Here is a 21025-nt window from a genome sequence, read left to right as displayed (position 1 = left end):
GCTTTCAGCTTTCAGCGCGCGATACGGGGCTCCCACTTTGTTTGATGCGAGATCGGCAACTTGCACGAATCGCCACGGCCTATCGGAAAGTACTGGAACCCCCGCTGCGCCAGGCGCTCTGCGTCGTACAGATTGCGGCCATCGAAGATCACCGGGGCCTTGAGCCGTTTCTGGATCAGGTCGAAATCCGGTGCCTTGAACTGTTGCCACTCGGTGCAGATGATCAACGCATCGGCACCGCTGAGGGTCGCTTCCGGTGTGCCCATCAGGCTGAGATTGAGATGATCCTGGTACAACGACTGGGTCTGGCGCATGGCCTCCGGGTCAAATGCCCGTACATGAGCGCCGGCTTCCCACAGTGCCTCCATGAGTACCCGGCTGGGCGCGTCCCGCATGTCATCGGTGTTGGGCTTGAAAGCCAGGCCCCACACCGCGAACGTCCGGCCTTGCAGGTCACCTTCGTAGAACGCATTGATTCGCTCGAACAGTTTTTGCTTCTGTCGCTGGTTGATCGCTTCCACCGCCTGCAACAGGTCATTGGAGCACTGGGCCTGCTGGGCGCTGTGGATCAATGCGCGCATGTCCTTGGGAAAGCAGGAGCCGCCATAGCCGCAGCCGGGGTAGATGAAGTCATAGCCGATGCGCGAGTCGGCACCGATGCCCAGGCGTACCGATTCGACGTCGGCGCCCAGGTGCTCGGCCAGCTCGGCGATCTGGTTGATGAAGCTGATCTTGGTGGCAAGCATGCAGTTGGCCGCGTACTTGGTCAGCTCGGCGCTGCGCAGGTCCATGAACATGATGCGTTCATGGTTGCGATTGAACGGTCCATAGAGTTCACGCATCACGTCACGGACATCATCCCGCTCGCACCCGATGACGATCCGGTCAGGACGCCTGCAATCGGCGACGGCCGAGCCTTCCTTGAGAAACTCCGGGTTGGAGACGACATCGAAATCCAGTATCCGGCTGTGGCGTCGCAGGGCCTCGTTCATCCGATCACGCAGGGCATCCCCCGTGCCCACGGGGACCGTGGATTTTTCAACGACGATGACGGGCTCGCTACGGTGCCGGGCGATGGCTTCACCCACTGCGAAGACACTGCTCAGGTCTGCCGAACCGTCCGGGTGCGAAGGCGTGCCTACGGCAATGAACAGGACCTTGCCATGCTCCACGGCCGGCTGTTCCTCGCAGGTAAAACGCAGCCTTCCGTTATCCAGGTTGTCCTTCACCAACGCGGCCAGGCCAGGTTCAAAGATGCTGACGTGTCCCTGATTGAGGGCGGACACCTTTTCGCAGTCGATGTCCATGCAGACGACATCATGACCGACCTCTGCCAGGACGGCTGCCTGGACCAGACCGACATAGCCGCTACCGAATACACTGATTTTCATACGACCTTCCTGGGTGCGGATGCTTGAACGGGGCGAGAGTTGATGGTGAGGACGCCGAGGATGACCAGGGTCACTCCGAGGCTTTTCGAGAGGCTGAAGCCTTCATTGAAGAGCGGCAGCGCGGCGGCAAGCAGGTACACCAGCGCATAGCTGATGCTCAGCAGCGAATAGGCGCGGCCCAACGGCAGGTCTCGCAGCGCAACCAGCCAACAGAGCATCGACAAGGCGTAGGCAAAAATGGCGCCCACGACCACGGCCAGCGCCGTTGGATCGAGGCTGCCGGTGAGCCACTGTCCGGGCAGCGGAAGACGACTCATGCTCCAGCGCAAAGCCAATTGCGCGATGCTGACCAGCAACACGCTGCCCAGTGCAAAGATGACACCGCGACGAAGATTCATGCGTGCTGCCCCAGCAACATCACGCCGACGATCACCAGGGCGACGCCCAGCCAATGACGACGGTCGACGGGCTCGTGGAATACAAATCGGGCGACAAGGGTGATCAATACGAAATTCAGGCTCAACATCGGGTAGGCGATGCCCACTTCGAGGCGCTGTAATACCAGCAACCACACCAGCAGCCCGGCCCCCAGCGCCGCAAGCGCCAGCCACAGCCACGGCGAGCACAGTTTCTCGCCCCAGCCCGATGACCGGCCACGCCAGCTCTCGACGGCGTACTTCTGGGCAATCTGTCCCAGGCACGTCAGTACGCAGGCAGCCAATAGCAGCAACAAGCTCATGATGCGTCCTGGGGGAAAATCAGGATGACCAGGTTGCCCCGTTCATAACGTTTCCCATCCTTGGGCAACCGTTCGATTTCCTGAAGTTCTTCCTCTCCCTTGACCCGCATGACTACGCCGACCGAACCGCTTCGACGGGCGTCACGCATCCATTGCTCGACCTGTGGCGGGTCGACCCGTTGGTGTAGGCCGTCAGGGTAGGCAAGGCCATATTTCAGCTCGCCAATGGTGTTGTACAACGCCACTTCCTTACGCTTCAGGCGCCAGGCGAGGGCGGATGCGGCGCCAAGATCGTTGCTCAGCAACTTGTCGGCATGGCTGAGGGCATCGAGATGTTCGAGGATGAACTGATCGGGCATCTTGTTGGTGACCACGGACGCGGGCATCGCGGCCGGTAGCAACCCGATCAGCAGCAGGCTGCCGAAGGCCGGGGCAGCCCAGCAGCGCAACGGTTGAAGGGCTTGTAACAGGTTGGTCCCGATCCAGCCGCTCAGGCCGAGGGAGAGCAATGCCAGGTGTTGCGGTTCGTGGTCGTACAGCGGTTTTTTCAGTTGCAGGTAGACCAGGGCGACTAGCATCAGCAGGCCCAGCGCCAGGTTGAGCCAGCCGTTGATGACCAGGGAGCGGCCCTGCTTGTGTTCCAGCCGGTCCGCCAGGGCATGGCCCAGGAGTAGCGCCAGCGGCAACAGGCACGGCAGGATGTAGCTCGGCAACTTGCCTTTGCTAAGGCTGAAAAACAGCAACGGCATCAACAGCCACAACAACAGGAACGCGATATTCGCCTGGCGCCGTGCCTGCCACGCTTGCCGCAACGCAGCGGGCAACAGAGCCACCCATGGCAGGCTGAACGCCACCAGCAGCGGCAGATAGAACCACCAGGGGGCGTCATGCTGGGCATCGTCCCCGGCAAAGCGCCGGATATGCTCGTGCCAGAAGAAGAACCGCCAGTAATCCGGTTCCTCGATGTGCACCGCCAAGGCCCAGGGCAGGCTGACGACAATGGCCACGGCAATCGCCAGCGGCCCGAAGAGCAGCAATTCACGCCAGCGTCTTTGCCAGGCCATCCAGGGCAGGGCGATCAGCACCGGCAACAACCAGGCGAGAAAACCCTTGGTCAAGAAACCCAAGCCGCATGCCAGCCCCAGCATCGTCCAGCCGATCAGGCGTTGGCTGCGGGCACCGCTGTCCAGGGCAAACCACAACGCCGCCAGGCTCAGATTGACCCAGAAGGTGAACTGCGGATCGAGGTTGGCATAGCCCGCGGCGCCAGCGACCACGGTCAGGCTCATGTACAACAGCGCGCAGACGAAACTCTTGCGAGGGTCGTTCCAGAGCCGGCGGGCAAGCAGGTAGCACAGCATCACGCTGAGCCCGATGCTGATGGCCGAGGCAATGCGCACACCGAACAGATTCTCACCGAACAGTGCCTGGCCGACGGCGATCATCCAATAGCCGGCCGCTGGTTTTTCGAAGTAGCGCAGGCTCATGAACTGGGGTGAGACCCAGTCGCCGCTCAGCAGCATGCCCTGGCTGATCTGGGCGTAGCGGGTTTCGTCGGGAATCCACAGCCCATGACTGCCCAGCGGCAGCAGGTATGCCAACAGGCAGGTCGCCAGCAGCAGGGGTAGTGCCCAAGGCTTGCTCATGCGCCTTGCACTCCCAGCCAGCCTTCACGACCTTCGAGCGTGCCGCGCTTCACACGACCAGCAGGCAAGCCGTCAACGGCGGTGGGCAGCAGATCGCCCAGGGGCTGAAAGCGGATGCTTCGTTGGCGCGCCTGCGCCAGCAATTGACGGAAATGGTTGGCCATCAGTATCCCTTCGACTTCGGCATGGATCGTGTAGACGTTGAGTTTTCCGGCGGCAAAGCGCTCAAGGATGAAAGCGTTGTAGTCCTTGGCCATGACGCTTGGGCCGACCACCTCGTCGAAGGTCGGCAGATCAACGGGGATCTGCGGCGTGCCCAGGCTTCCACCGGCCAGCGCGGGCCGGAACAGGCTCTGCCCCCGACAGTCGCTGTTGTAGCGAAAGCCAAACGCCTGCTTGGCCTCGATCACACGCTCATCCGCGCGCCAACCGGCCGCCGCCGAGCACGTAACGGGCTCACCGAGGATATCGCTGAGGCTGTCTACCCCTCGGCGAATCTGCTCGATCAGCCGCGCTTGTTCCCATCGTCCGGCGTTGGCCTGCCAGCCATGGTGGTCCCAGGCGTGCAAGCCGACTTCATGGCCAGCCGCCCGGGCCTGACGCATCAGGTGCCCGAGGTCGCGGCCGATAGGCTTGCCGGGCCAGGCGGTGCCGGCCAGGAGGATGTCCCAGCCGTAGAGTCCCGCGGCGTTGGAGCGCAGCATTTTCCAAAGGAACTGCGGCCGCAGCAGGCGCCACAGATGACGGCCCATGTTGTCCGGCCCGACGCTGAAGAAAAACGTCGCCTTGACCTGTGCTTCCTGGAGAATCTCCAGTAACTGCGGCACGCCATCGCGCGTGCCTCGGTAGGTGTCGACATCGATTCGAAGACCCGCCTGCATCAACGCTTGTCCGCGATTTCGAGCATGGCTTCGCGCAGGAAGAAGTCCAGCGTGTTGCCGATGGTTTCACTCATCTGCACGGTTGGCGTCCAGTCCAGCAGGCGCTTGGCATTGGCGATGCTTGGTTTGCGGTGTGAGACGTCCTGGTAACCGGTGCCGTAGAAGGCCTTGCTTTCGACATCGCGGAACCCTGCGAAAGGCGGAAAGTTGTCGCGCAACGGGTGCGCCTCGAACTGTCGCAGCAGCTCCTCGCCCAATTGGCGAATGCTGGCTTCGTTGTCCGGGTTGCCGATGTTGATGATCTGCCCGTTGCAGGCGTCATTCTCGTTGTCGATGATCCGCGCCAGTGCTTCGACACCGTCGGCGATGTCGGTGAAGCAACGCTTCTGTTCACCGCCATCGAACAGGCGGATCGGCGTACCTTCCACCAGATTGAGGATCAGTTGGGTAATCGCCCGGGAACTGCCGATGCGTGCCGAATCCAATCGATCCAGGCGCGGGCCCATCCAATTGAAGGGGCGGAACAAGGTGAACTTCAGGCCTTTCTGGCCGTAGGCCCAGATCACCCGGTCGAGCAGTTGCTTGGAAATCGAGTAGATCCAGCGCTGCTTATTGATCGGGCCGACAACGAGGTTGGAGGTATCTTCGTCGAAGTTGTTGTCCTGGCACATGCCATAGACTTCGGACGTCGAGGGGAAGATCACCCGCTTGTTGTACTTGACGCAGTAGCGAACCAGTTTCAGGTTCTCTTCAAAATCCAGCTCGAACACCCGCAGCGGATTGCGGGTGTACTCGATGGGTGTGGCGATGGCTACAAGCGGCAGGATGACGTCGCATTTCTTGATGTGGTATTCGATCCATTCGGAATGGATGCTGATGTCGCCTTCGACAAAATGGAAACGCGGATGACTGCGCAGGCGTTCGATGGCATCGGAGCCGATGTCGAGGCCATAGACGTCGTATTTGTCGTCGCGCAGCAGTCGTTCCGACAGGTGATTGCCGATGAAGCCGTTGACGCCCAGAATCAACACCCGTGTGCGTCGTGGGCCCCGGCGAGACTCCGTGCCGCGTAGCACCGAGCCGTCAACCAGTCCCAATTCGTTGGCCAGTTGTGGCCCGCCCAGGTACAGGCCGTTTTCGTTGCGTTGGCCCGAGGTGATCACCAGGGAATCAACGCCACACGCAATGCGCAGTGGATCGACGCTGATGACGCGCCCCGGATCCAGGCCTTCGTTGCCCTCGACGACTTCCGCGCTCCAGACGATCAGCTTGTGTTCACCGACGGCACAAAACGCTCCGGGATAGGGTTGGGTCACGGCCCGGACCAGATTGAACAGTTCCTCGGCCGGGCGTTGCCAGACCAGCTTGCCGTCAGCTGCCGTGCGCCGACCGAACACCGTGGCCCTGGATTCGTCCTGCTCCCTTTCGCTGGCTTCACCGGCAAGCAGGCTGGGCAGCGTGTCGCGCAGCAGGTCGCTGGCCGCCTGGCGTAATTTGCCGTGCAAGCTCAACGCGGTGTCGCTGCGCTCGATGGCAACTTTTTGCTGGGCCAGGATCGCACCGGCATCCGCGCGTTTGACCATGCGGTGCAAGGTCACGCCGGTTTCGGTTTCACCGTTGACCAGTACCCAGTTGGCCGGCGCCCGCCCGCGATAACGTGGCAACAGGGAACCGTGCAGGTTGAACGCGCCTTTAGGGGCAATGGCGAGCAGCGGTTCGCTCAACAAATGACGGTAGTAGAACGAGAACAGGTAATCGGGATCCAGCTTGCCGATGCGCTCGATCCACAGCGGATGATTGACGTCTTCGGGAGCATGAACCGGGATGCTCTTGCGTGCACACAATTGGGCGACGGAGCCGTAGAAGGTGTTCTCCTTGGGGTCATCGGCGTGGGTAAACACCGCGACAATGTCGAAGCCGGAATTGAGCAGGGTTTCGATGCCGACACAGCCAATATCGTGATAGGCGAAAACTACGGCTTTTTTGCTCATGAGAGAACCTGATCTGAAGAAGTGGAGGTGAGGCCGTCAACGGTGATAACGGGGGCCGGCGTGGCGGGTTGTCCACGCAGGACCTTTTCGACGAAGAACCGCGGGCGCGCACGCACGTCGCTGTACATCCGCCCCAGGTATTCGCCCAGCAAACCCATGCCAATGAATTGCCCACCGGTGAACACGAACAGCACGGCGAACAGCACGAACGTCCCGCCACCGGCCCAGCCAGCGCCGAAGACCAGCCGCAGCACGATCAAGGCCATGGCGAACAGCACCCCCAGGCCGGCCATGGCGAAACCAACGATGCTCAGCAGCCGCAGAGGTGTGGTGGTCATGCAGGTGATCAGGTCGAACATCAGGTTGACCAGGCGCATGGCGCTGTACTTCGATTCCCCGTGCTCGCGCTCGGCGTGGCTCACCAGGATCTCCGTGGTGTGCCGGGCAAAGCTGTTGGCGAGGATCGGGATGAAGGTGCTGCGTTCGCGGCACGCGAGCATGGCGTCGACGATGGACCGCCGATAGGCGCGCAGCATGCAGCCGTAGTCGCTCATGGCAACGCCGGTGGAGCGTTGCACCGCCAGGTTGATCAGCTTCGACGGCCAGCGCCGCAAGGCCGAGTCCTGGCGGTTATTGCGTACCGTGGCGACCACGTCATAGCCCAGTTCGGCCTGGGCCACCAGGCGCGGAATCTCTTCGGGCGGGTTTTGCAGGTCAGCGTCGAGGGTGATGATGACGTCGCCCTGGCAGTGTTCGAAACCGGCCATAATCGCGGCGTGCTGACCATAATTGCGGTTCAGGATCACCGCGACGATCGGGCTGCCCCGCAGCGTCGCGGCTTCTTCCAGTATCTGCGCCGACTCGTCCCGACTGCCATCGTCGACCAGCACGATTTCGTATTTGTGGTGCAGTTGCCGGCACGCCGCTTCGGTACGTCGAAGCAACTCGGGCAGGCTCTCTTCTTCGTTGTAGACCGGTATGACAATCGACACGCAATTGATCGGGTAAGGTTTCACAGGTGTGCGTCCAAGACGTTTTCAATGGTGTCGACGACGCGATTCACGTCATCGCCGGTCATGTCGGGAAACAGCGGAATCGAGCACAGGCGTGCCGAGTTCCATTCGGTATTGGGTAGATGGACGTCGGGGAAGCGCTGGCGGTAGTAGGTGTGCAGGTGCGTTCCGATGAAATGGATGCCCGTGCCGATGTTCTGCGCCTGCAGGGCTTTCATGAACGCTTCGCGGTCCAGGCCGCAGCGCTCGGCATCGATGCGCAGGACGAACAGGTGCCAGGCATGCTGCTGCGCATACGCCGGAATCGCCAATGGCTGCACCTTTGAACCTTCCAGTCGTTGCAGGTACGCCTTGGCCAAGTCGGTGCGCTTGGCGTTGATGTCGTCCAGGCGCTCCAATTGCACGAGAGCGATGGCGGCGTTGATGTCGGCCAGGTTGTATTTGAAGCCTGGTTCCATCACTTGCGCTTGAGGCTTGCGACCATGGGTGAGGCGGTCGTAGGCGTCGACGCCGAGGCCGTGGAACTTGAGCATGCGCACCCGGGCGGCGAGTGCTTCATCGTCCGTGACGAACATGGCGCCTTCGGCACAGGTCATGTTCTTGATCGCATGGAATGAGAAAATGGCCGTGCCCTTGGCGCCGACGTGACGCCCTTGGTAAAGGGTGCCAGCCGCGTGCGCGGCGTCTTCGATAACGGCGATGCCGTGTTTTTCCGCCAACCCATGGAGAGGGTCGAGGTCGAACGCGGCGCCGGCATAGTGCACCGGGATGATCGCCCGGGTACGCGAGGTAATGGCCGCTTCGATGCTCGACAGATCACTCATGAGCGTGTCGCGGTCCACGTCGACGAACACCGGTGTGGCGCCTAGCAGGCAGATCATGTTGGCCGTCGACACCCAGGTCTGGGACGGCGTAATGACTTCATCGCCAGGGCCAATGCCTAATGCAAGTAACGCGATATGCATACCGCCGGTGGCCGAAGAAAGTGCAACGGCGTGCCGGCAGCCGACATAGGCGGCGAACTGCTCTTCAAGTTGCTGGTTTTTCGGGCCCGTGGTGATCCAGCCGGAGCGCAGTACCTCATTTACAGCGGCAATCTCTTCATCGCCAATGCTGGGGCGGGAGAAGGGAAGGAACGATTGACTCATGGGTACCCCAAGGATCTGAAGAGTAAGTAAGCGTTGAAAACGAGAGATTGGATCCAACGATAGCGTAGACGCTAAAAATAAGGCCGTATCAAGGAGTTACCTCGTAAGGAAAGCACCGTAGGAAGTGTTTCAGCGTTGCTTGGGCAGGAGGCACTCGAGACGAGTTAGCCCGTATTTATTGAGGTTAGGCGGTTTTTTTTGAAAGAAGTGTGAAAAAAAGCTGATTAAAAAAAACTTCACTTAATTAGGAAGTTTTCACATTCGAGCCTGACTCTTACATGGCTAGTGGCAGAATGCTTACAGGTGATTTTTCATCTGTATTACATTTTATTCTGCTAGGCACATGCCTTTTTAGTCCTATCAACAGGCTGGCGACCCTGATGGTTTTCACGTTCGCGCATTCGCGCTTCCAGCAAGTCATGTTTCGATCACAAAACCGTCATTTAAGTTTGATAAAAGCTCTGCAAGTTCCGAAAAATCGGGCCATCAAACAGAGTGAAGTATGCAAGTGACTGTTTTGAGTAGCAGGTATGTCAGTTTCAAGGCGTTCTCCTGCCTCCTGGTTGGGCAGGAGTCCGGCGCATGAGAATCCTGGTCACCGGTGCCGCTGGCTTCATCGGCTTTCATACCGTCAAACGCTTATGCGCCGACGGCCATCAGGTCATTGGTATCGATAACCTCAATGGCTATTACAGCATCGAGTTGAAACGGGCCCGGCTTGCGCAACTGGAGGCCTGTTCCAACTTTCAGTTCCGCTGGCTCGATGTGGCCGACAAGCAAGCACTGCTGGATCTGTTTGCCGAACAGCGTTTCGAGCAGGTCATCCACCTGGCTGCCCAGGCCGGCGTGCGTTATTCCATCGACAGTCCGGATACCTACGCGCAAAGCAATCTGGTGGGCTTTCTCAACATCCTCGAAGCCTGCCGTGCCCATGAGCCGACGCACTTGATCTATGCCTCGAGTAGCTCGGTGTATGGATTGAACGATCACCTGCCGTATGCCACGACCGACCCGGTCGATCGACCCATGTCGTTCTACGCCGCGACCAAGCGTGCCAATGAGTTGATGGCGCATTCCTATTCCCATCTCTACGGCATTCCCACGACCGGCCTACGCTTTTTTACCGTGTATGGGCCTTGGGGCCGACCCGACATGGCGCTGTTCAAGTTCACTGACGCCATCCTGAATGGCCGCGCCATCGATGTGTACAACGATGGTGCGATGTCTCGGGATTTCACCTACATCGACGACATCGTCGAAGGCCTCGTGCGATTGCTGCCACGCCCGCCTACCGACGAAAGCGGCGCACCGAACAAGGTCTACAACATCGGACGCGGTTCGCCGGTGAAGCTTCTGCATTTTGTCGAATGCATCGAAGAGGCGACGGGCATCCGCGCCATCAAGAACTTCTTGCCGTTGCAGTCAGGCGATGTGCTCAACACGTGGGCGGACACCCGTGACCTGGAAGATCGGGTGGGGTTTCGCCCGCTGACTTCGCTGTCCAGCGGTGTGCGGTCGTTTGTCGATTGGTACCGCGACTATTACCGCGTTTAACCGCGCATTTCGAATGTCCATAGGAAAACCATGCTCGAAACCCCTTATGTATCCGTCTTGATCCCGGCGAAGAACGAAGCAGGCAATCTCATTCCGTTGCTGGAGGAGGTGCGCGCAGCGCTGGTCAACGAGGCCTTTGAAGTCATCGTAGTGGACGATGGCAGCACCGACGCCACTGCGGCCGAACTGCGCACGCTGCAAGGCCAGGGCTACCCTCAGCTGCGAGTGCTCAGCCATGCCCGCTCCCTGGGACAGAGCACCTCCATCCACCATGCCGCCGTGGTGGCTCGCGGGCACTGGTTGGCGACCCTGGATGGCGATGGCCAGAACGACCCGGCCGATCTGCCGAAAATGCTCGACCTGGTGCGCGGTTCGGAAGGCAAGCCCGCAGGCGTCAAGCTGGTGGCGGGGCATCGGGTGAACCGTCGCGACACGGCGAGCAAGCGCTGGGCCTCGCGGTTTGCCAACAAGCTGCGTGCCAGTCTGCTGAAAGACCAGACCCCGGATACCGGATGCGGCATCAAATTGATCGAGCGCGAGGCCTTTTTGCGCCTGCCGTACTTCGATCACATGCACCGATTCATTCCTGCCCTGATCCGTCGTCATAACGGCCGGATGCTGGTTCAGCCGGTCAATCACCGTGAACGCGGGGCAGGGGTGTCCAACTACGGGAACCTGGACCGGGCCCTGGTGGGCATCGTCGATTTGTTGGGAGTGTGGTGGTTGATCAAACGCACCCGTCTGGACGTTAACGCGCAAGAAAGCGAGGCCTGACATGGGCAGGGAATCGATGTGGTTGGCTGTGGGATTCATGGGCCAGTTGGTCTTTACCGGGCGCTTTGCCCTGCAGTGGCTTTACAGTGAATACAAGAAGCGCAGCATGATTCCGGTGGGATTCTGGTACCTGAGCATTGTCGGCAGTGCGTTACTGCTGGCATACGCCATTTATCGCGAAGACCCGGTCTTCATCCTCGGCCAGTCCTTCGGCTTCATCGTGTACCTGCGCAACTTGCAGTTGATCGCCAGGCAGCACGAGCACAAAGGCCTTGAGCTGGACAAAAGGGGCTGAAACGGTGCGGATACGATTATCTTCCCCACGATGGGAATGGCTGGGTTTTGCGCTATTGGCGTTGGTCATGGTGGGTGCCGGGCTCGGCTGGCGGCAACCGCTGAATGTCGATGAAGAACGTTTCCTCGGCGTGGCCCTGGAAATGCTGCAGAACGGCTCGTGGTTCATTCCCCATCGGGCCGGGGAAATCTACGCCGACAAGCCGCCCCTGTTCATGTGGGCGGTGGCGCTGTTCGTGCAACTGACCCACCTGCCAAATGTTGCCCTGTACTTGCCCGCGCTGTTGGCCGGCAGCGTGACCACGGCCTGCCTGTATGACCTGGGCCGGCGCCTATGGGGGCGGCGCATCGGAGTGATTGCGGCGCTGCTGTTCCTGGCGACCTACCAGACCTACAGTATTCTGCGCACTGGACAGATCGATGGTTTTCTCGCGCTCTGGACCATTCTCGGTCTCTATGGCCTGTGCCGGCACCTGTTGCTCGGGCCGGACTGGCGCTGGTACTACATCGCCTGTGCGGCGATGGGGTTTGGCATCATCAGCAAAGGGGTCGGCTTTCTGCCGGTGTTGATGCTGATCCCTTATGCCTACGCGGTGCGTAAAGGCTGGAAAGGTGTGACGCCGATGCCCGGAAAAGCCGCTGCCTGGTGGCTGGGGCTGCTGGTGGCGTTGGCGGCCATTGCGGTATGGCTGGGCCCGCTGTTGTTGATCGTGGCGCAGGGCAGTGCCGACAGCCTGGCCTATGCCCAGGAAATCCTGTTCAAGCAAACGGCGGGTCGCTATGCCAACGCGTGGGAGCATCGTGAACCCTTCTGGTACTTCTTCGTCGAGGTGATACCGAAGTACTGGTTGCCGATTTTCTTCATGCTGCCCTGGCTGGTGCCGGCCTGGCGCAGGCAATTGCTCAAGCACGATGGGCGGGTGCTGGTGCTGCTCGGGTGGGTGCTGCTGGTGCTGCTGTTCTTCAGCCTGAGCAGCGGCAAGCGCAAGCTGTATATTTTTCCGGCATTGCCAGGGTTGATCCTGCTGGTGGCGCCGCTGGTTCCGTGGATGTTGCGCCGCTGGTTCAGCCGGCGCCCGCGGGGCAGGACGGTGTTCGTTGTCCTGACTGTTGTGTGGCTGTGCGCCTGGTTTGTCCGCGGCTTCGTCGAGCCCCACAAGGAGGGCGTCAACCCCCACGAAACCCTCATGGCTGACGTCGCGCGATTGAGCAACAACGCCGAACTGGTGCTGGTGGGGTGGCGTGAAGGGCACTGGTTGTTCGCCCGACAACCCATCGTGCACTTCGGTTTCTATAGCGATCAATCCCTGGAGCAATCCGCGCTGTGGCTTCGTAGCCACCCGCAGGCCTATGCGCTGGTGCCTGCGCGGGACCTGGCGCGCTGCTACGACCCGCAAAAGGCCCACAGCGTCGGCGAGACCTCCAGGGCCGAGTGGTTCCTGGTGGGGGCCGATGCGGATAACCAGCGGTGCCAGCCTCAGGCACCGGGGAAGGTGTATTCATTTGCGTGGAAGCAGCCTTTGTAGCGACTGGGAGACTGCTATCGCGAGCAGGCTCGCTCCCACAAGGGTTTCGCGGTGAGCACAGATCTCCTGTGGGAGCGAGCCTGCTCGCGATAGGGCCATGACCGGCAACCCACCCCCAAACCATGGCCAAACCAGTCAGCCAACTTGATAGCTTTGACCATTGCCGCCCAAGCCCTTCGGCGCGAGTATTCCTCTGTCCACGGTTCCCCCAACCAATAAAAAGTACAGAGGGATTCTAGTCATGCGCGATTACTCGTCCGCCACGTCGCAGTTCGATTACCTGCACACTGTCGACGCCGCACTCCACGGTTCGCTCGAGGCGTTGAACGCCTGCGTCGAGTGCTGCGACCGGCACGCGTTGCCGGGTCGCATCGCGTTGTTCTGGGAGGGCCGTGACGGCAGCGATGCGACCTGGACCTACCGTGACCTGCAGGACAACGCTGCACGCTTCGCCAATTTCCTGCTGGCCCAGGGCGTGGGCAAGGGCGACAAGGTAGCCGGCCTGCTGCCGCGTACCGCGGAGCTGCTGATCGTGGTGCTCGCCACCTGGCGCATCGGGGCCGTGTATCAGCCATTGTTCACCGCATTCGGACCCAAGGCCATCGAGCACCGTCTCGGCAGCTCCGGGGCTCGCATCGTCGTTACCGACAGCGTCAACCGGCCCAAGCTCAACGAAGTGACCGGTTGTCCCACCGTCGTCACCGTCGGCGGCGAACAAGGCCGGGGGATCGTGCGGGGCGACTACAGTTTCTGGGCTGAGGTGGCGAACCACTCCAACCAGTGCGAGCCGGTTATGCTCACCGGTGAAGACCCATTCCTACTTATGTTCACGTCCGGCACCACCGGGCCGGCCAAGGCATTGTCCGTGCCGCTCAAGGCCATCGTTGCCTTCCAGAGCTACACCCGTGACGCCGTGGACCTGCGTCCCGAAGATGCTTTCTGGAACGTTGCCGATCCGGGCTGGGCCTACGGTATCTACTTCGGCGTGACCGGCCCGTTGGCGATGGGCCATCCCATCACCTTCTACGATGGTCCCTTCACCCTGGAAAGCACGTGCCGGGTCATCAACAAATACGGCATTACCAACCTCACGGGCTCGCCCACCGCCTATCGCCTGCTGATTGCCGGAGGCGAGCAGTTCGCCCGGTCGATCAAGGGTCGGCTGCGCATCGTCAGCAGCGCCGGCGAGCCGCTGAACCCGGAGGTGATCCGCTGGTTCGCCGATAACCTGGATGTGGTGATCCACGACCATTACGGCCAGACCGAACTGGGCATGGTGCTGTGCAATCACCACGGGCTTGAACATCCAGTGCACCTGGGAGCGGCCGGCTTTGCCTCGCCGGGCCACCGGATCGTGGTGCTGGATGACCGTCACCAGGAGCTGGGCGTCGGCCAGCCGGGCATTCTCGCCGTCGACCGTAGCCAGTCGCCGATGTGCTGGTTCGCCGGTTATGAGGGCGGGCCCACCAAGGCGTTCGTCGGCAATTATTACCTGAGCGGCGATACCGTCGAGTTGAACCCGGACGGCAGCATCAGTTTCGTCGGTCGCAGTGATGACGTGATCACCACCTCGGGCTACCGCGTCGGTCCCTTCGACGTGGAAAGCGCCTTGATCGAACACCCGGCGGTGGTCGAAGCCGCGGTGATTGGCAAACCCGACCCGGAGCGTACCGAGCTGGTGAAGGCCTTCGTCGTGCTCAGTGCCCAGTACCGTGCCGCGCCAGAACTGGCCGAAGAGTTGCGCCAACACGTGCGCAAGCGCCTGGCCGCCCATGCGTATCCCCGTGAAATCGAATTTGTCAGCGACTTGCCGAAAACTCCGAGCGGCAAGCTGCAGCGCTTTATCTTGCGCAACCAGGAAATTGCCAAAGCCCAAGAAGCGGCGGCGCAGAACGTTTCAGCTTGAACCCAAGGAAACCATGATGCAGATCGACAATAAAATTTTCCTCGTCAGCGGCGGTGCGTCCGGCCTCGGTGCGGCCACCGGCGAGCTGTTGGTCAAGGCCGGCGCCAAGGTGATGCTGGTAGACCTCAATGCCGAGGCCGTGGCCGCCCAGGCGCAGAAGCTCGGCTGCCGGAGCGTAGTAGCGGATATCAGCAACGAGGCGGCGGCCGAAGCGGCGGTCAAGGCCACTGTCGAGGCATTTGGCGGCCTGAACGGCCTGGTGAACTGCGCCGGCATCGTGCGTGGCGAAAAGATCCTCGGCAAGAACGGCCCCCACGGGCTCGCCAGCTTCAGCCAGGTGATCAACGTCAACCTGATCGGCAGCTTCAACCTGCTGCGCCTGGCCGCTGCGGCCATTGCCGAAACCGAGGCCGATGCCGACGGCGAGCGCGGCGTGATCATCAACACCGCGTCGGTGGCTGCCTTCGACGGTCAGATCGGCCAGGCGGCCTATGCGGCATCCAAGGGCGCCATTGCCAGCCTGACCCTGCCGGCCGCCCGGGAACTGGCGCGTTTCGGCATCCGCGTGATGACCATCGCCCCGGGAATTTTCGAAACGCCGATGATGGCCGGCATGACCCCGGAAGTCCGTGAATCCCTGGCCGCCGGCGTGCCGTTTCCGCCGCGCCTGGGCAAACCCGCCGAGTATGCGGCGCTTGTCAGGCACATCATTGAAAACAGCATGCTCAACGGCGAGGTGATCCGTCTCGACGGTGCCTTGCGCATGGCAGCGAAGTAAGGAGAATTTGTCATGACCCACGATCCGATTGTCATCGTCAGCGCCGTCCGCACGCCAATGGGCGGTTTCCAAGGCGAACTCAAGAGCCTCAGCGCCCCGCAACTGGGCGCGGCCGCGATCAAGGCCGCCGTGGAGCGCGCCGGTATCACCCCGGGCTCCGTCGAAGAAGTGCTGTTCGGCTGCGTGCTCGCCGCCGGCCAGGGCCAGGCTCCGGCGCGGCAGGCGGCGTTGGGTGCCGGGCTCGACAAATCGACCCGTTGCACCACCCTGAACAAGATGTGCGGCTCGGGCATGGAAGCGACCATGCTCGCCCATGACATGCTCGTGGCCGGCAGTGCCGAGGTGGTGGTGGCCGGCGGCATGGAAAGCATGTCCAACGCCCCGTATCTGCTCGACCGTGCCCGCAGCGGCTTGCGCATGGGCCACGGCAAGGTCCTGGACCACATGTTCCTCGACGGCCTGGAAGACGCCTATGACAAGGGCCGCCTGATGGGCACCTTCGCCGAGGATTGCGCCGAAGCCAACGGTTTCAGCCGTGAGGCCCAGGACGCCTTCGCCATTGCGTCCACCACCCGCGCCCAGCAGGCGATCAAGGACGGCAGTTTCGACGCCGAGATCGTGCCGCTGCAGGTCATGGTCGGCAAGGAACAGGTCACGGTGAGCCACGACGAACAGCCGCCCAAGGCGCGAATCGACAAGATTGCGTCCCTCAAGCCGGCATTCCGCGAGGGCGGCACGGTGACGGCGGCCAACGCCAGCTCGATTTCCGACGGTGCCGCTGCCCTGGTGCTGATGCGCCAGAGCCAGGCGGCACAGCGCGGCTTGAAACCCCTGGCGGTGATTCACGGCCACGCGGCGTTTGCCGATACGCCGAGCCTGTTCCCCACCGCACCGATTGGCGCGGTGAAGAAGCTGATGCAAAAGACCGGCTGGTCGCTGGATGAAGTCGATCTGTTCGAAGTCAACGAAGCGTTTGCCGTGGTAGGGCTGGTGACCATGGCCAAGCTGGAAATTCCCCACGACAAGGTCAACATCCACGGCGGTGCCTGTGCGTTGGGCCACCCGATTGGTGCTTCCGGGGCACGGATCCTGGTGACGCTGCTCTCGGCCCTGCGCCAGAAGGGCCTCAAGCGCGGCGTTGCGGCGATTTGCATCGGCGGCGGCGAAGCCACGGCCATGGCCGTTGAATGCCTGTATTAAGGAATCACCATGCTCCCGACTGAAGAACAGACACAAATCAGCGACGTGGCCCGGCAGTTCGCCCAGGAACGCTTGAAACCGTTCGCCGCCGAGTGGGACCGCGAGCACCGCTTTCCCAGGGAAGCTATCGCCGAGATGGCCGAACTGGGCTTCTTCGGCATGCTCGTGCCGGAACAGTGGGGCGGTTGCGACACCGGCTACCTGACTTACGCCATGGCCCTGGAAGAAATCGCCGCCGGCGACGGGGCGTGCTCGACCATCATGAGCGTGCACAATTCGGTGGGTTGCGTGCCGATCCTCAAGTTCGGCAGCGATGAGCAGAAGGCCCGGTTTCTCACGCCCCTGGCCAGCGGCGCGATGCTCGGCGCCTTTGCCCTGACCGAGCCCCAGGCCGGCTCGGACGCCAGCAGCCTCAAGACCCGGGCACGACTGGACGGCGATCATTACGTGCTCAACGGTAGCAAACAGTTCATCACCTCCGGGCAGAACGCCGGGGTGGTGATCGTGTTCGCGGTGACCGATCCGAGTGCAGGCAAGCGGGGCATCAGCGCGTTCATCGTGCCCACCGATTCACCGGGGTACAGCGTGGCGCGGGTCGAGGACAAACTCGGCCAGCACGCCTCCGACACCTGCCAGATCCTGTTCGAGGATGTGAAAGTCCCGGTCGCCAATCGCCTGGGGGAGGAGGGTGAAGGCTACAGGATCGCCCTGGCGAACCTGGAGGGCGGGCGGGTCGGCATCGCGGCGCAATCGGTCGGCATGGCACGAGCGGCATTCGAAGCGGCCCGTGACTATGCCCGCGAGCGCCAGAGTTTCGGCAAACCGATCATCGAGCACCAGGCCGTGGCGTTCCGCCTGGCGGACATGGCGACCCAGATCGCCGTGGCACGGCAGATGGTGCATTACGCCGCCGCGCTGCGGGATAACGGTCAGCCTGCACTGGTAGAGGCTTCCATGGCCAAGTTGTTCGCCTCGGAAATGGCCGAAAAAGTCTGCTCTATGGCGTTGCAAACCCTGGGCGGATACGGTTATCTCAACGACTTCCCGCTGGAACGCATCTACCGCGATGTACGGGTCTGCCAGATCTACGAAGGCACCAGCGACATTCAGCGCATGGTCATTTCGCGCAATCTTTGAACAGGAGTCCTGCATGAGCTACGAAACGATTTTGTTGGAAATCAAGGACCGCGTCGGCCTGATCACCCTCAACCGTCCCCAGGCGCTGAACGCCTTGAACGCGCAGATCGTCAGTGAGTTGAACCACGCGCTGGACAGCCTGGAAGCGGACCCGAAGATCGGCTGCATCGTGCTGACCGGCTCGAAGAAGGCCTTCGCCGCCGGGGCCGACATCAAGGAAATGGCCGAGCTGACCTATCCGCAGATCTACCTCGACGACCTGTTCAGCGACAGCGACCGCGTGGCCAACCGCCGCAAGCCGATTATCGCGGCGGTGAACGGCTTCGCCTTGGGGGGCGGCTGTGAGCTGGCGCTGATGTGCGACTTCATCCTGGCCGGCGACAACGCCAAGTTCGGCCAGCCGGAAATCAACCTCGGTGTGCTGCCGGGCATGGGCGGCACCCAGCGCCTGACCCGCGCGGTGGGCAAGGCCAAGGCCATGGAAATGTGCCTGACCGGGCGTTTCATCGATGCGGTGGAAGCGGAACGTTGCGGCATCGTGGCGCGGATCGTACCGGCCGACGAACTGCTGGACGACGCCCTGAAAACTGCCGCGCTGATCGCGTCCAAGTCGGTGCCGATCAGCATGATGGTCAAGGAAAGCGTCAACCGTGCGTTTGAAGTGAGCCTGTCCGAAGGCGTGCGTTTCGAGCGACGGGTATTCCATGCGGCGTTCGCGACCCAGGATCAGAAAGAAGGCATGGCGGCCTTCGTGGCCAAGCGGCCGGCGGAGTTCCAGGACAAGTAAGCGGCGCCCTGACAGACGCCATCGCGAGCAGGCTCGCTCCCACACTGGGTCTGCGGTGTACGCAGCCTTTGTGTACGCCACAAGACCCTGTGGGAGCCGGGCTTGCCCGCGAAGACGGCGGCACAGTCAGCGCCTCCGTGGCAGACACGCCGCTTTCGCGAGCAGGCTCGCTCCCACACTGTGATCCTGCGGTGTGCGCAGCATGTGTGTACGCCATAGAACCCTGTGGGAGCGAGCCTGCTCGCGATGGCGGCCTATCGGCTTGCAGTCATTTGACTGGCAGGTTCGCTACGCGGCCTCGTGGAACTTCGCCTGGGATTTGCCGGCACGCTTGGCCCGGTACAGCGCTTCGTCGGCCTGGGCCAGCGCGTCGGCAAACGCGCCGCCGCTCCAGAGCGTGCCACCGATACTGCAACCGATCTTGATCGAGTGTCCGGCCAATACCACCGGTTCGGCCAGTTTCGCGAGGATGCGTTGCGCAGCACCCTGCATACTGGCCAGTGATTCTTCGCTGTTCAGGCGCAGCAGCAACACGAATTCGTCCCCTCCGTGGCGGACGGCAATGTCGCCTTCGCGTACGGCCGTCAGCAGTCGAATGCCGACTTCATGAAGCAACGCATCACCAACAGCATGGCCGAAGTCGTCATTGACGGGTTTGAATCCGTCGAGATCCACGCACAGCACGCCGAAGTCGCGTTGCGTATCGACTTCGCGGCCCACGGCCTCGACATACTTTTCCAGCGCCGCCCGATTGGGCAGGCCGGTGACGACATCGCGATAGGCAATGCCTTCGACCACCGCCAGCTGTCCTCTCTTACGGGTCAGGCTGTCGACGAGGTGGCGGATTGCAACACTCAGTGTTTCGACCTCGCGACTGCCCTTGAGAAGGGGGATGCTGACATCGGCCCCCTCGGACAACCGGGCGGCCGCCTCGGCAATGGTATTGATGGGCCCGGTAATAATGCCCGCCACAAACCACCCGACCACAGCGAACAGAACGGACAGCAGGCCACCCCATAGGAGGATCTCGTTACGCAACCGATGAGCCTCGGCGAAAGCGGCTTCGGCCGGCTGTCGCGTGATGACCGTCCACCCCAAACCGGGATAGTCGCCGACGCCAACGCTCTGGGCCGAACCAGCCATATACAGGTTACCGTCCGGCCAGCGCTTGACCGACCAGCTTTGCCCGCTCCCTTCGCTGACGGTGATGCCGATGGGTTTGCCGATCATTTCGTTGGGACCCAGGAGGACGGTGCCATCCTTGCTGAGTACCAGGAATTCCAGCCCGGGGAGGTGGGTCTGCAAGGGCTCGAACAAGGACCGGCCAACCTCGGCAGCCCACTTCCAGGAAAGGTGCGCCGCGAGCACGCCCACCAGACGCCCGGAGTCGTCCCGGACCGGCATGCTGATGTCGACGAATTTCATTGCTTCGCCGGAAGGGTTGGGCAGCAGCTTCGCCAGCATGACCGCCTCATGGACATCGCCGATGAAGGTCTCGTTCAGGCCATTGGCGAAGACCGGCCGCTGTGAAATGTCGACGCCTTCGAGCAACTTGTCGGTCGAGGCGACTACCGTGCCATGGGCATCGGTCAGGCCGATCCAGGAATAGCTTGGAAATTGATCGCTGAGATGGTTGAGCAGTGCTCGCGCTTCGCCAATGCTGGCGGCGTTGCGCAACGTCTCCAGTTGGCTCAGGACGGTGAGCGCCTTGGACCGGTTACTCATATCGCGATCGAGGCGATCAACCATCGAGTAGGCGTACTCGCTCAGTTGAAGGCCGGTTTTCTCTTTGAGCCTGGAGATGGACGATTCACCAATGACGGCACCGAACAGGCAACTAAGGACCAGTACGACCAAGGCGACAGCCAGTGCTATTCGCGCTCGTAAACTCTGAAAGGGAAGGGAATACATGTAAGTCGCCAAAGAGATGGAGTCGAATACCTGGGTCCCTGGCATCCTGTTTTTTCGTTATCGTCTCAGAATTCCCTCGCCCAGGGTACTGCCTTCGGCAAATGGCGCCGGCCACGCACAATCTCCACGGCGACACGATGGATGACGGGCGGGCGAAGCAGGAGGATATCTGCCGGGCTCAAGACGTGCGGGAGACACGCGCCCCAAACCCGGCAGTTGTTTCAGTCAGAAGATGAACTTGAGTAGCGCGATGACCACGATCAGGCCGATCAGGAAAATAATGCCAACGGTACTGCCAAGAAATTTCAACATGGTAGAGCTCTCATCGGATGGGCTTAATGGTCTAGAC

At 61.6% G+C, this 21025-nt stretch carries 18 protein-coding genes; 9 read left to right on the top strand and 9 right to left on the bottom strand.

What is annotated here, in order from left to right; all coding sequences use genetic code 11:
* Nucleotides 1-11: 11 nt before the first annotated feature.
* The 8 genes from FGE05_RS07180 to arnB are packed head-to-tail and all read right to left on the bottom strand — an operon-like array spanning nt 12 to nt 8809.
* Nucleotides 12-1391, bottom strand: coding sequence for a UDP-glucose/GDP-mannose dehydrogenase family protein (locus FGE05_RS07180; protein WP_139643086.1), 1380 nt, complete (start codon nt 1389-1391; stop codon nt 12-14).
* Nucleotides 1388-1789 carry a 4-amino-4-deoxy-L-arabinose-phosphoundecaprenol flippase subunit ArnF gene (gene arnF / locus FGE05_RS07175; protein ID WP_139643084.1) on the bottom strand — a complete coding sequence of 134 codons (402 nt, stop codon included), beginning with the start codon at nt 1787-1789 and terminating at the stop codon, nt 1388-1390. The genes FGE05_RS07180 and arnF overlap by 4 nt, the downstream gene beginning before the upstream one ends.
* Nucleotides 1786-2130 carry a 4-amino-4-deoxy-L-arabinose-phosphoundecaprenol flippase subunit ArnE gene (gene arnE / locus FGE05_RS07170; protein ID WP_139643081.1) on the bottom strand — a complete coding sequence of 115 codons (345 nt, stop codon included), beginning with the start codon at nt 2128-2130 and terminating at the stop codon, nt 1786-1788. The genes arnF and arnE overlap by 4 nt, the downstream gene beginning before the upstream one ends.
* Nucleotides 2127-3776, bottom strand: coding sequence for a lipid IV(A) 4-amino-4-deoxy-L-arabinosyltransferase (gene arnT, locus FGE05_RS07165; RefSeq protein WP_139643078.1), 1650 nt, complete (start codon nt 3774-3776; stop codon nt 2127-2129). Before arnT ends, arnE begins: the two co-directional genes overlap by 4 nt.
* Entirely contained in the window at nt 3773-4657 is an 885-nt protein-coding gene (gene arnD, locus FGE05_RS07160) for a 4-deoxy-4-formamido-L-arabinose-phosphoundecaprenol deformylase (protein WP_139643076.1), read from the bottom strand. The genes arnT and arnD overlap by 4 nt, the downstream gene beginning before the upstream one ends.
* The gene (gene arnA, locus FGE05_RS07155; RefSeq protein WP_139643072.1) at nt 4657-6648 is read right to left on the bottom strand and encodes a bifunctional UDP-4-amino-4-deoxy-L-arabinose formyltransferase/UDP-glucuronic acid oxidase ArnA; all 1992 of its coding nucleotides are present in this window, start codon (nt 6646-6648) and stop codon (nt 4657-4659) included. The genes arnD and arnA overlap by 1 nt, the downstream gene beginning before the upstream one ends.
* Nucleotides 6645-7664 (bottom strand): undecaprenyl-phosphate 4-deoxy-4-formamido-L-arabinose transferase, encoded by a 1020-nt coding sequence (gene arnC, locus FGE05_RS07150; protein ID WP_139643069.1) that lies wholly within the window; start codon nt 7662-7664, stop codon nt 6645-6647. Before arnC ends, arnA begins: the two co-directional genes overlap by 4 nt.
* On the bottom strand, nt 7661-8809 hold the full coding sequence (arnB, locus tag FGE05_RS07145) for a UDP-4-amino-4-deoxy-L-arabinose aminotransferase (protein ID WP_139643064.1): 1149 nt from the start codon (nt 8807-8809) through the stop codon (nt 7661-7663). The genes arnC and arnB overlap by 4 nt, the downstream gene beginning before the upstream one ends.
* A gap of 582 nt (nt 8810-9391) precedes the next feature.
* Here arnB and FGE05_RS07140 point away from each other — a divergent pair.
* From FGE05_RS07140 to FGE05_RS07100, 9 genes are all read left to right on the top strand, one after another.
* Nucleotides 9392-10363, top strand: coding sequence for an NAD-dependent epimerase (locus FGE05_RS07140; RefSeq protein WP_139643062.1), 972 nt, complete (start codon nt 9392-9394; stop codon nt 10361-10363).
* Nucleotides 10364-10393: 30 nt separating this feature from the next.
* Nucleotides 10394-11137, top strand: coding sequence for a glycosyltransferase family 2 protein (locus tag FGE05_RS07135; protein WP_139643059.1), 744 nt, complete (start codon nt 10394-10396; stop codon nt 11135-11137).
* A gap of 1 nt (nt 11138) precedes the next feature.
* A complete protein-coding gene (locus tag FGE05_RS07130) occupies nt 11139-11432 on the top strand; it encodes a lipid-A-disaccharide synthase N-terminal domain-containing protein (protein WP_041023770.1) in 294 nt (97 codons plus the stop codon).
* A gap of 67 nt (nt 11433-11499) precedes the next feature.
* On the top strand, nt 11500-12957 hold the full coding sequence (locus FGE05_RS07125) for a glycosyltransferase family 39 protein (protein WP_176562989.1): 1458 nt from the start codon (nt 11500-11502) through the stop codon (nt 12955-12957).
* A 241-nt stretch (nt 12958-13198) separates the two neighbouring features.
* A complete protein-coding gene (locus FGE05_RS07120; protein WP_139643054.1) occupies nt 13199-14863 on the top strand; it encodes an AMP-binding protein in 1665 nt (554 codons plus the stop codon).
* 16 nt (nt 14864-14879) lie between these two features.
* Nucleotides 14880-15641, top strand: coding sequence for an SDR family NAD(P)-dependent oxidoreductase (locus tag FGE05_RS07115; protein WP_139643051.1), 762 nt, complete (start codon nt 14880-14882; stop codon nt 15639-15641).
* A 12-nt stretch (nt 15642-15653) separates the two neighbouring features.
* Nucleotides 15654-16841 (top strand): acetyl-CoA C-acyltransferase, encoded by a 1188-nt coding sequence (locus FGE05_RS07110; RefSeq protein ID WP_139643048.1) that lies wholly within the window; start codon nt 15654-15656, stop codon nt 16839-16841.
* A gap of 9 nt (nt 16842-16850) precedes the next feature.
* Nucleotides 16851-17978: an acyl-CoA dehydrogenase gene (locus tag FGE05_RS07105; RefSeq protein WP_041023099.1), complete on the top strand. Its 1128-nt coding sequence runs from the start codon at nt 16851-16853 to the stop codon at nt 17976-17978.
* A 13-nt stretch (nt 17979-17991) separates the two neighbouring features.
* Nucleotides 17992-18765 carry an enoyl-CoA hydratase gene (locus FGE05_RS07100; protein WP_024777310.1) on the top strand — a complete coding sequence of 258 codons (774 nt, stop codon included), beginning with the start codon at nt 17992-17994 and terminating at the stop codon, nt 18763-18765.
* Nucleotides 18766-19053: 288 nt separating this feature from the next.
* Here FGE05_RS07100 and FGE05_RS30210 read toward each other — a convergent pair whose 3' ends face one another.
* A complete protein-coding gene (locus tag FGE05_RS30210) occupies nt 19054-20622 on the bottom strand; it encodes a sensor domain-containing diguanylate cyclase (RefSeq protein WP_283812106.1) in 1569 nt (522 codons plus the stop codon).
* Between the last annotated feature and the right edge of the window lie 403 nt (nt 20623-21025).

It is taken from the genome of Pseudomonas sp. ICMP22404, from assembly GCF_006227205.1.
Taxonomy (GTDB): domain Bacteria; phylum Pseudomonadota; class Gammaproteobacteria; order Pseudomonadales; family Pseudomonadaceae; genus Aquipseudomonas.
The sequence above is the reverse complement of the archived record's forward strand: the minus strand, read 5'-3'. Positions and strand labels throughout refer to the sequence as shown.

Coding starts and splice junctions, on each gene's coding strand:
- FGE05_RS07180 (WP_139643086.1), bottom strand. CDS start 1,391: ATGAAAATCAGTGTATTCGGTAGCGGCTATGTCGGTCTGGTCCAGGCA.
- arnF (WP_139643084.1), bottom strand. CDS start 1,789: ATGAATCTTCGTCGCGGTGTCATCTTTGCACTGGGCAGCGTGTTGCTG.
- arnE (WP_139643081.1), bottom strand. CDS start 2,130: ATGAGCTTGTTGCTGCTATTGGCTGCCTGCGTACTGACGTGCCTGGGA.
- arnT (WP_139643078.1), bottom strand. CDS start 3,776: ATGAGCAAGCCTTGGGCACTACCCCTGCTGCTGGCGACCTGCCTGTTG.
- arnD (WP_139643076.1), bottom strand. CDS start 4,657: ATGCAGGCGGGTCTTCGAATCGATGTCGACACCTACCGAGGCACGCGC.
- arnA (WP_139643072.1), bottom strand. CDS start 6,648: ATGAGCAAAAAAGCCGTAGTTTTCGCCTATCACGATATTGGCTGTGTC.
- arnB (WP_139643064.1), bottom strand. CDS start 8,809: ATGAGTCAATCGTTCCTTCCCTTCTCCCGCCCCAGCATTGGCGATGAA.
- FGE05_RS07140 (WP_139643062.1), top strand. CDS start 9,392: ATGAGAATCCTGGTCACCGGTGCCGCTGGCTTCATCGGCTTTCATACC.
- FGE05_RS07135 (WP_139643059.1), top strand. CDS start 10,394: ATGCTCGAAACCCCTTATGTATCCGTCTTGATCCCGGCGAAGAACGAA.
- FGE05_RS07130 (WP_041023770.1), top strand. CDS start 11,139: ATGGGCAGGGAATCGATGTGGTTGGCTGTGGGATTCATGGGCCAGTTG.
- FGE05_RS07125 (WP_176562989.1), top strand. CDS start 11,500: ATGGTGGGTGCCGGGCTCGGCTGGCGGCAACCGCTGAATGTCGATGAA.
- FGE05_RS07120 (WP_139643054.1), top strand. CDS start 13,199: ATGCGCGATTACTCGTCCGCCACGTCGCAGTTCGATTACCTGCACACT.
- FGE05_RS07115 (WP_139643051.1), top strand. CDS start 14,880: ATGCAGATCGACAATAAAATTTTCCTCGTCAGCGGCGGTGCGTCCGGC.
- FGE05_RS07110 (WP_139643048.1), top strand. CDS start 15,654: ATGACCCACGATCCGATTGTCATCGTCAGCGCCGTCCGCACGCCAATG.
- FGE05_RS07105 (WP_041023099.1), top strand. CDS start 16,851: ATGCTCCCGACTGAAGAACAGACACAAATCAGCGACGTGGCCCGGCAG.
- FGE05_RS07100 (WP_024777310.1), top strand. CDS start 17,992: ATGAGCTACGAAACGATTTTGTTGGAAATCAAGGACCGCGTCGGCCTG.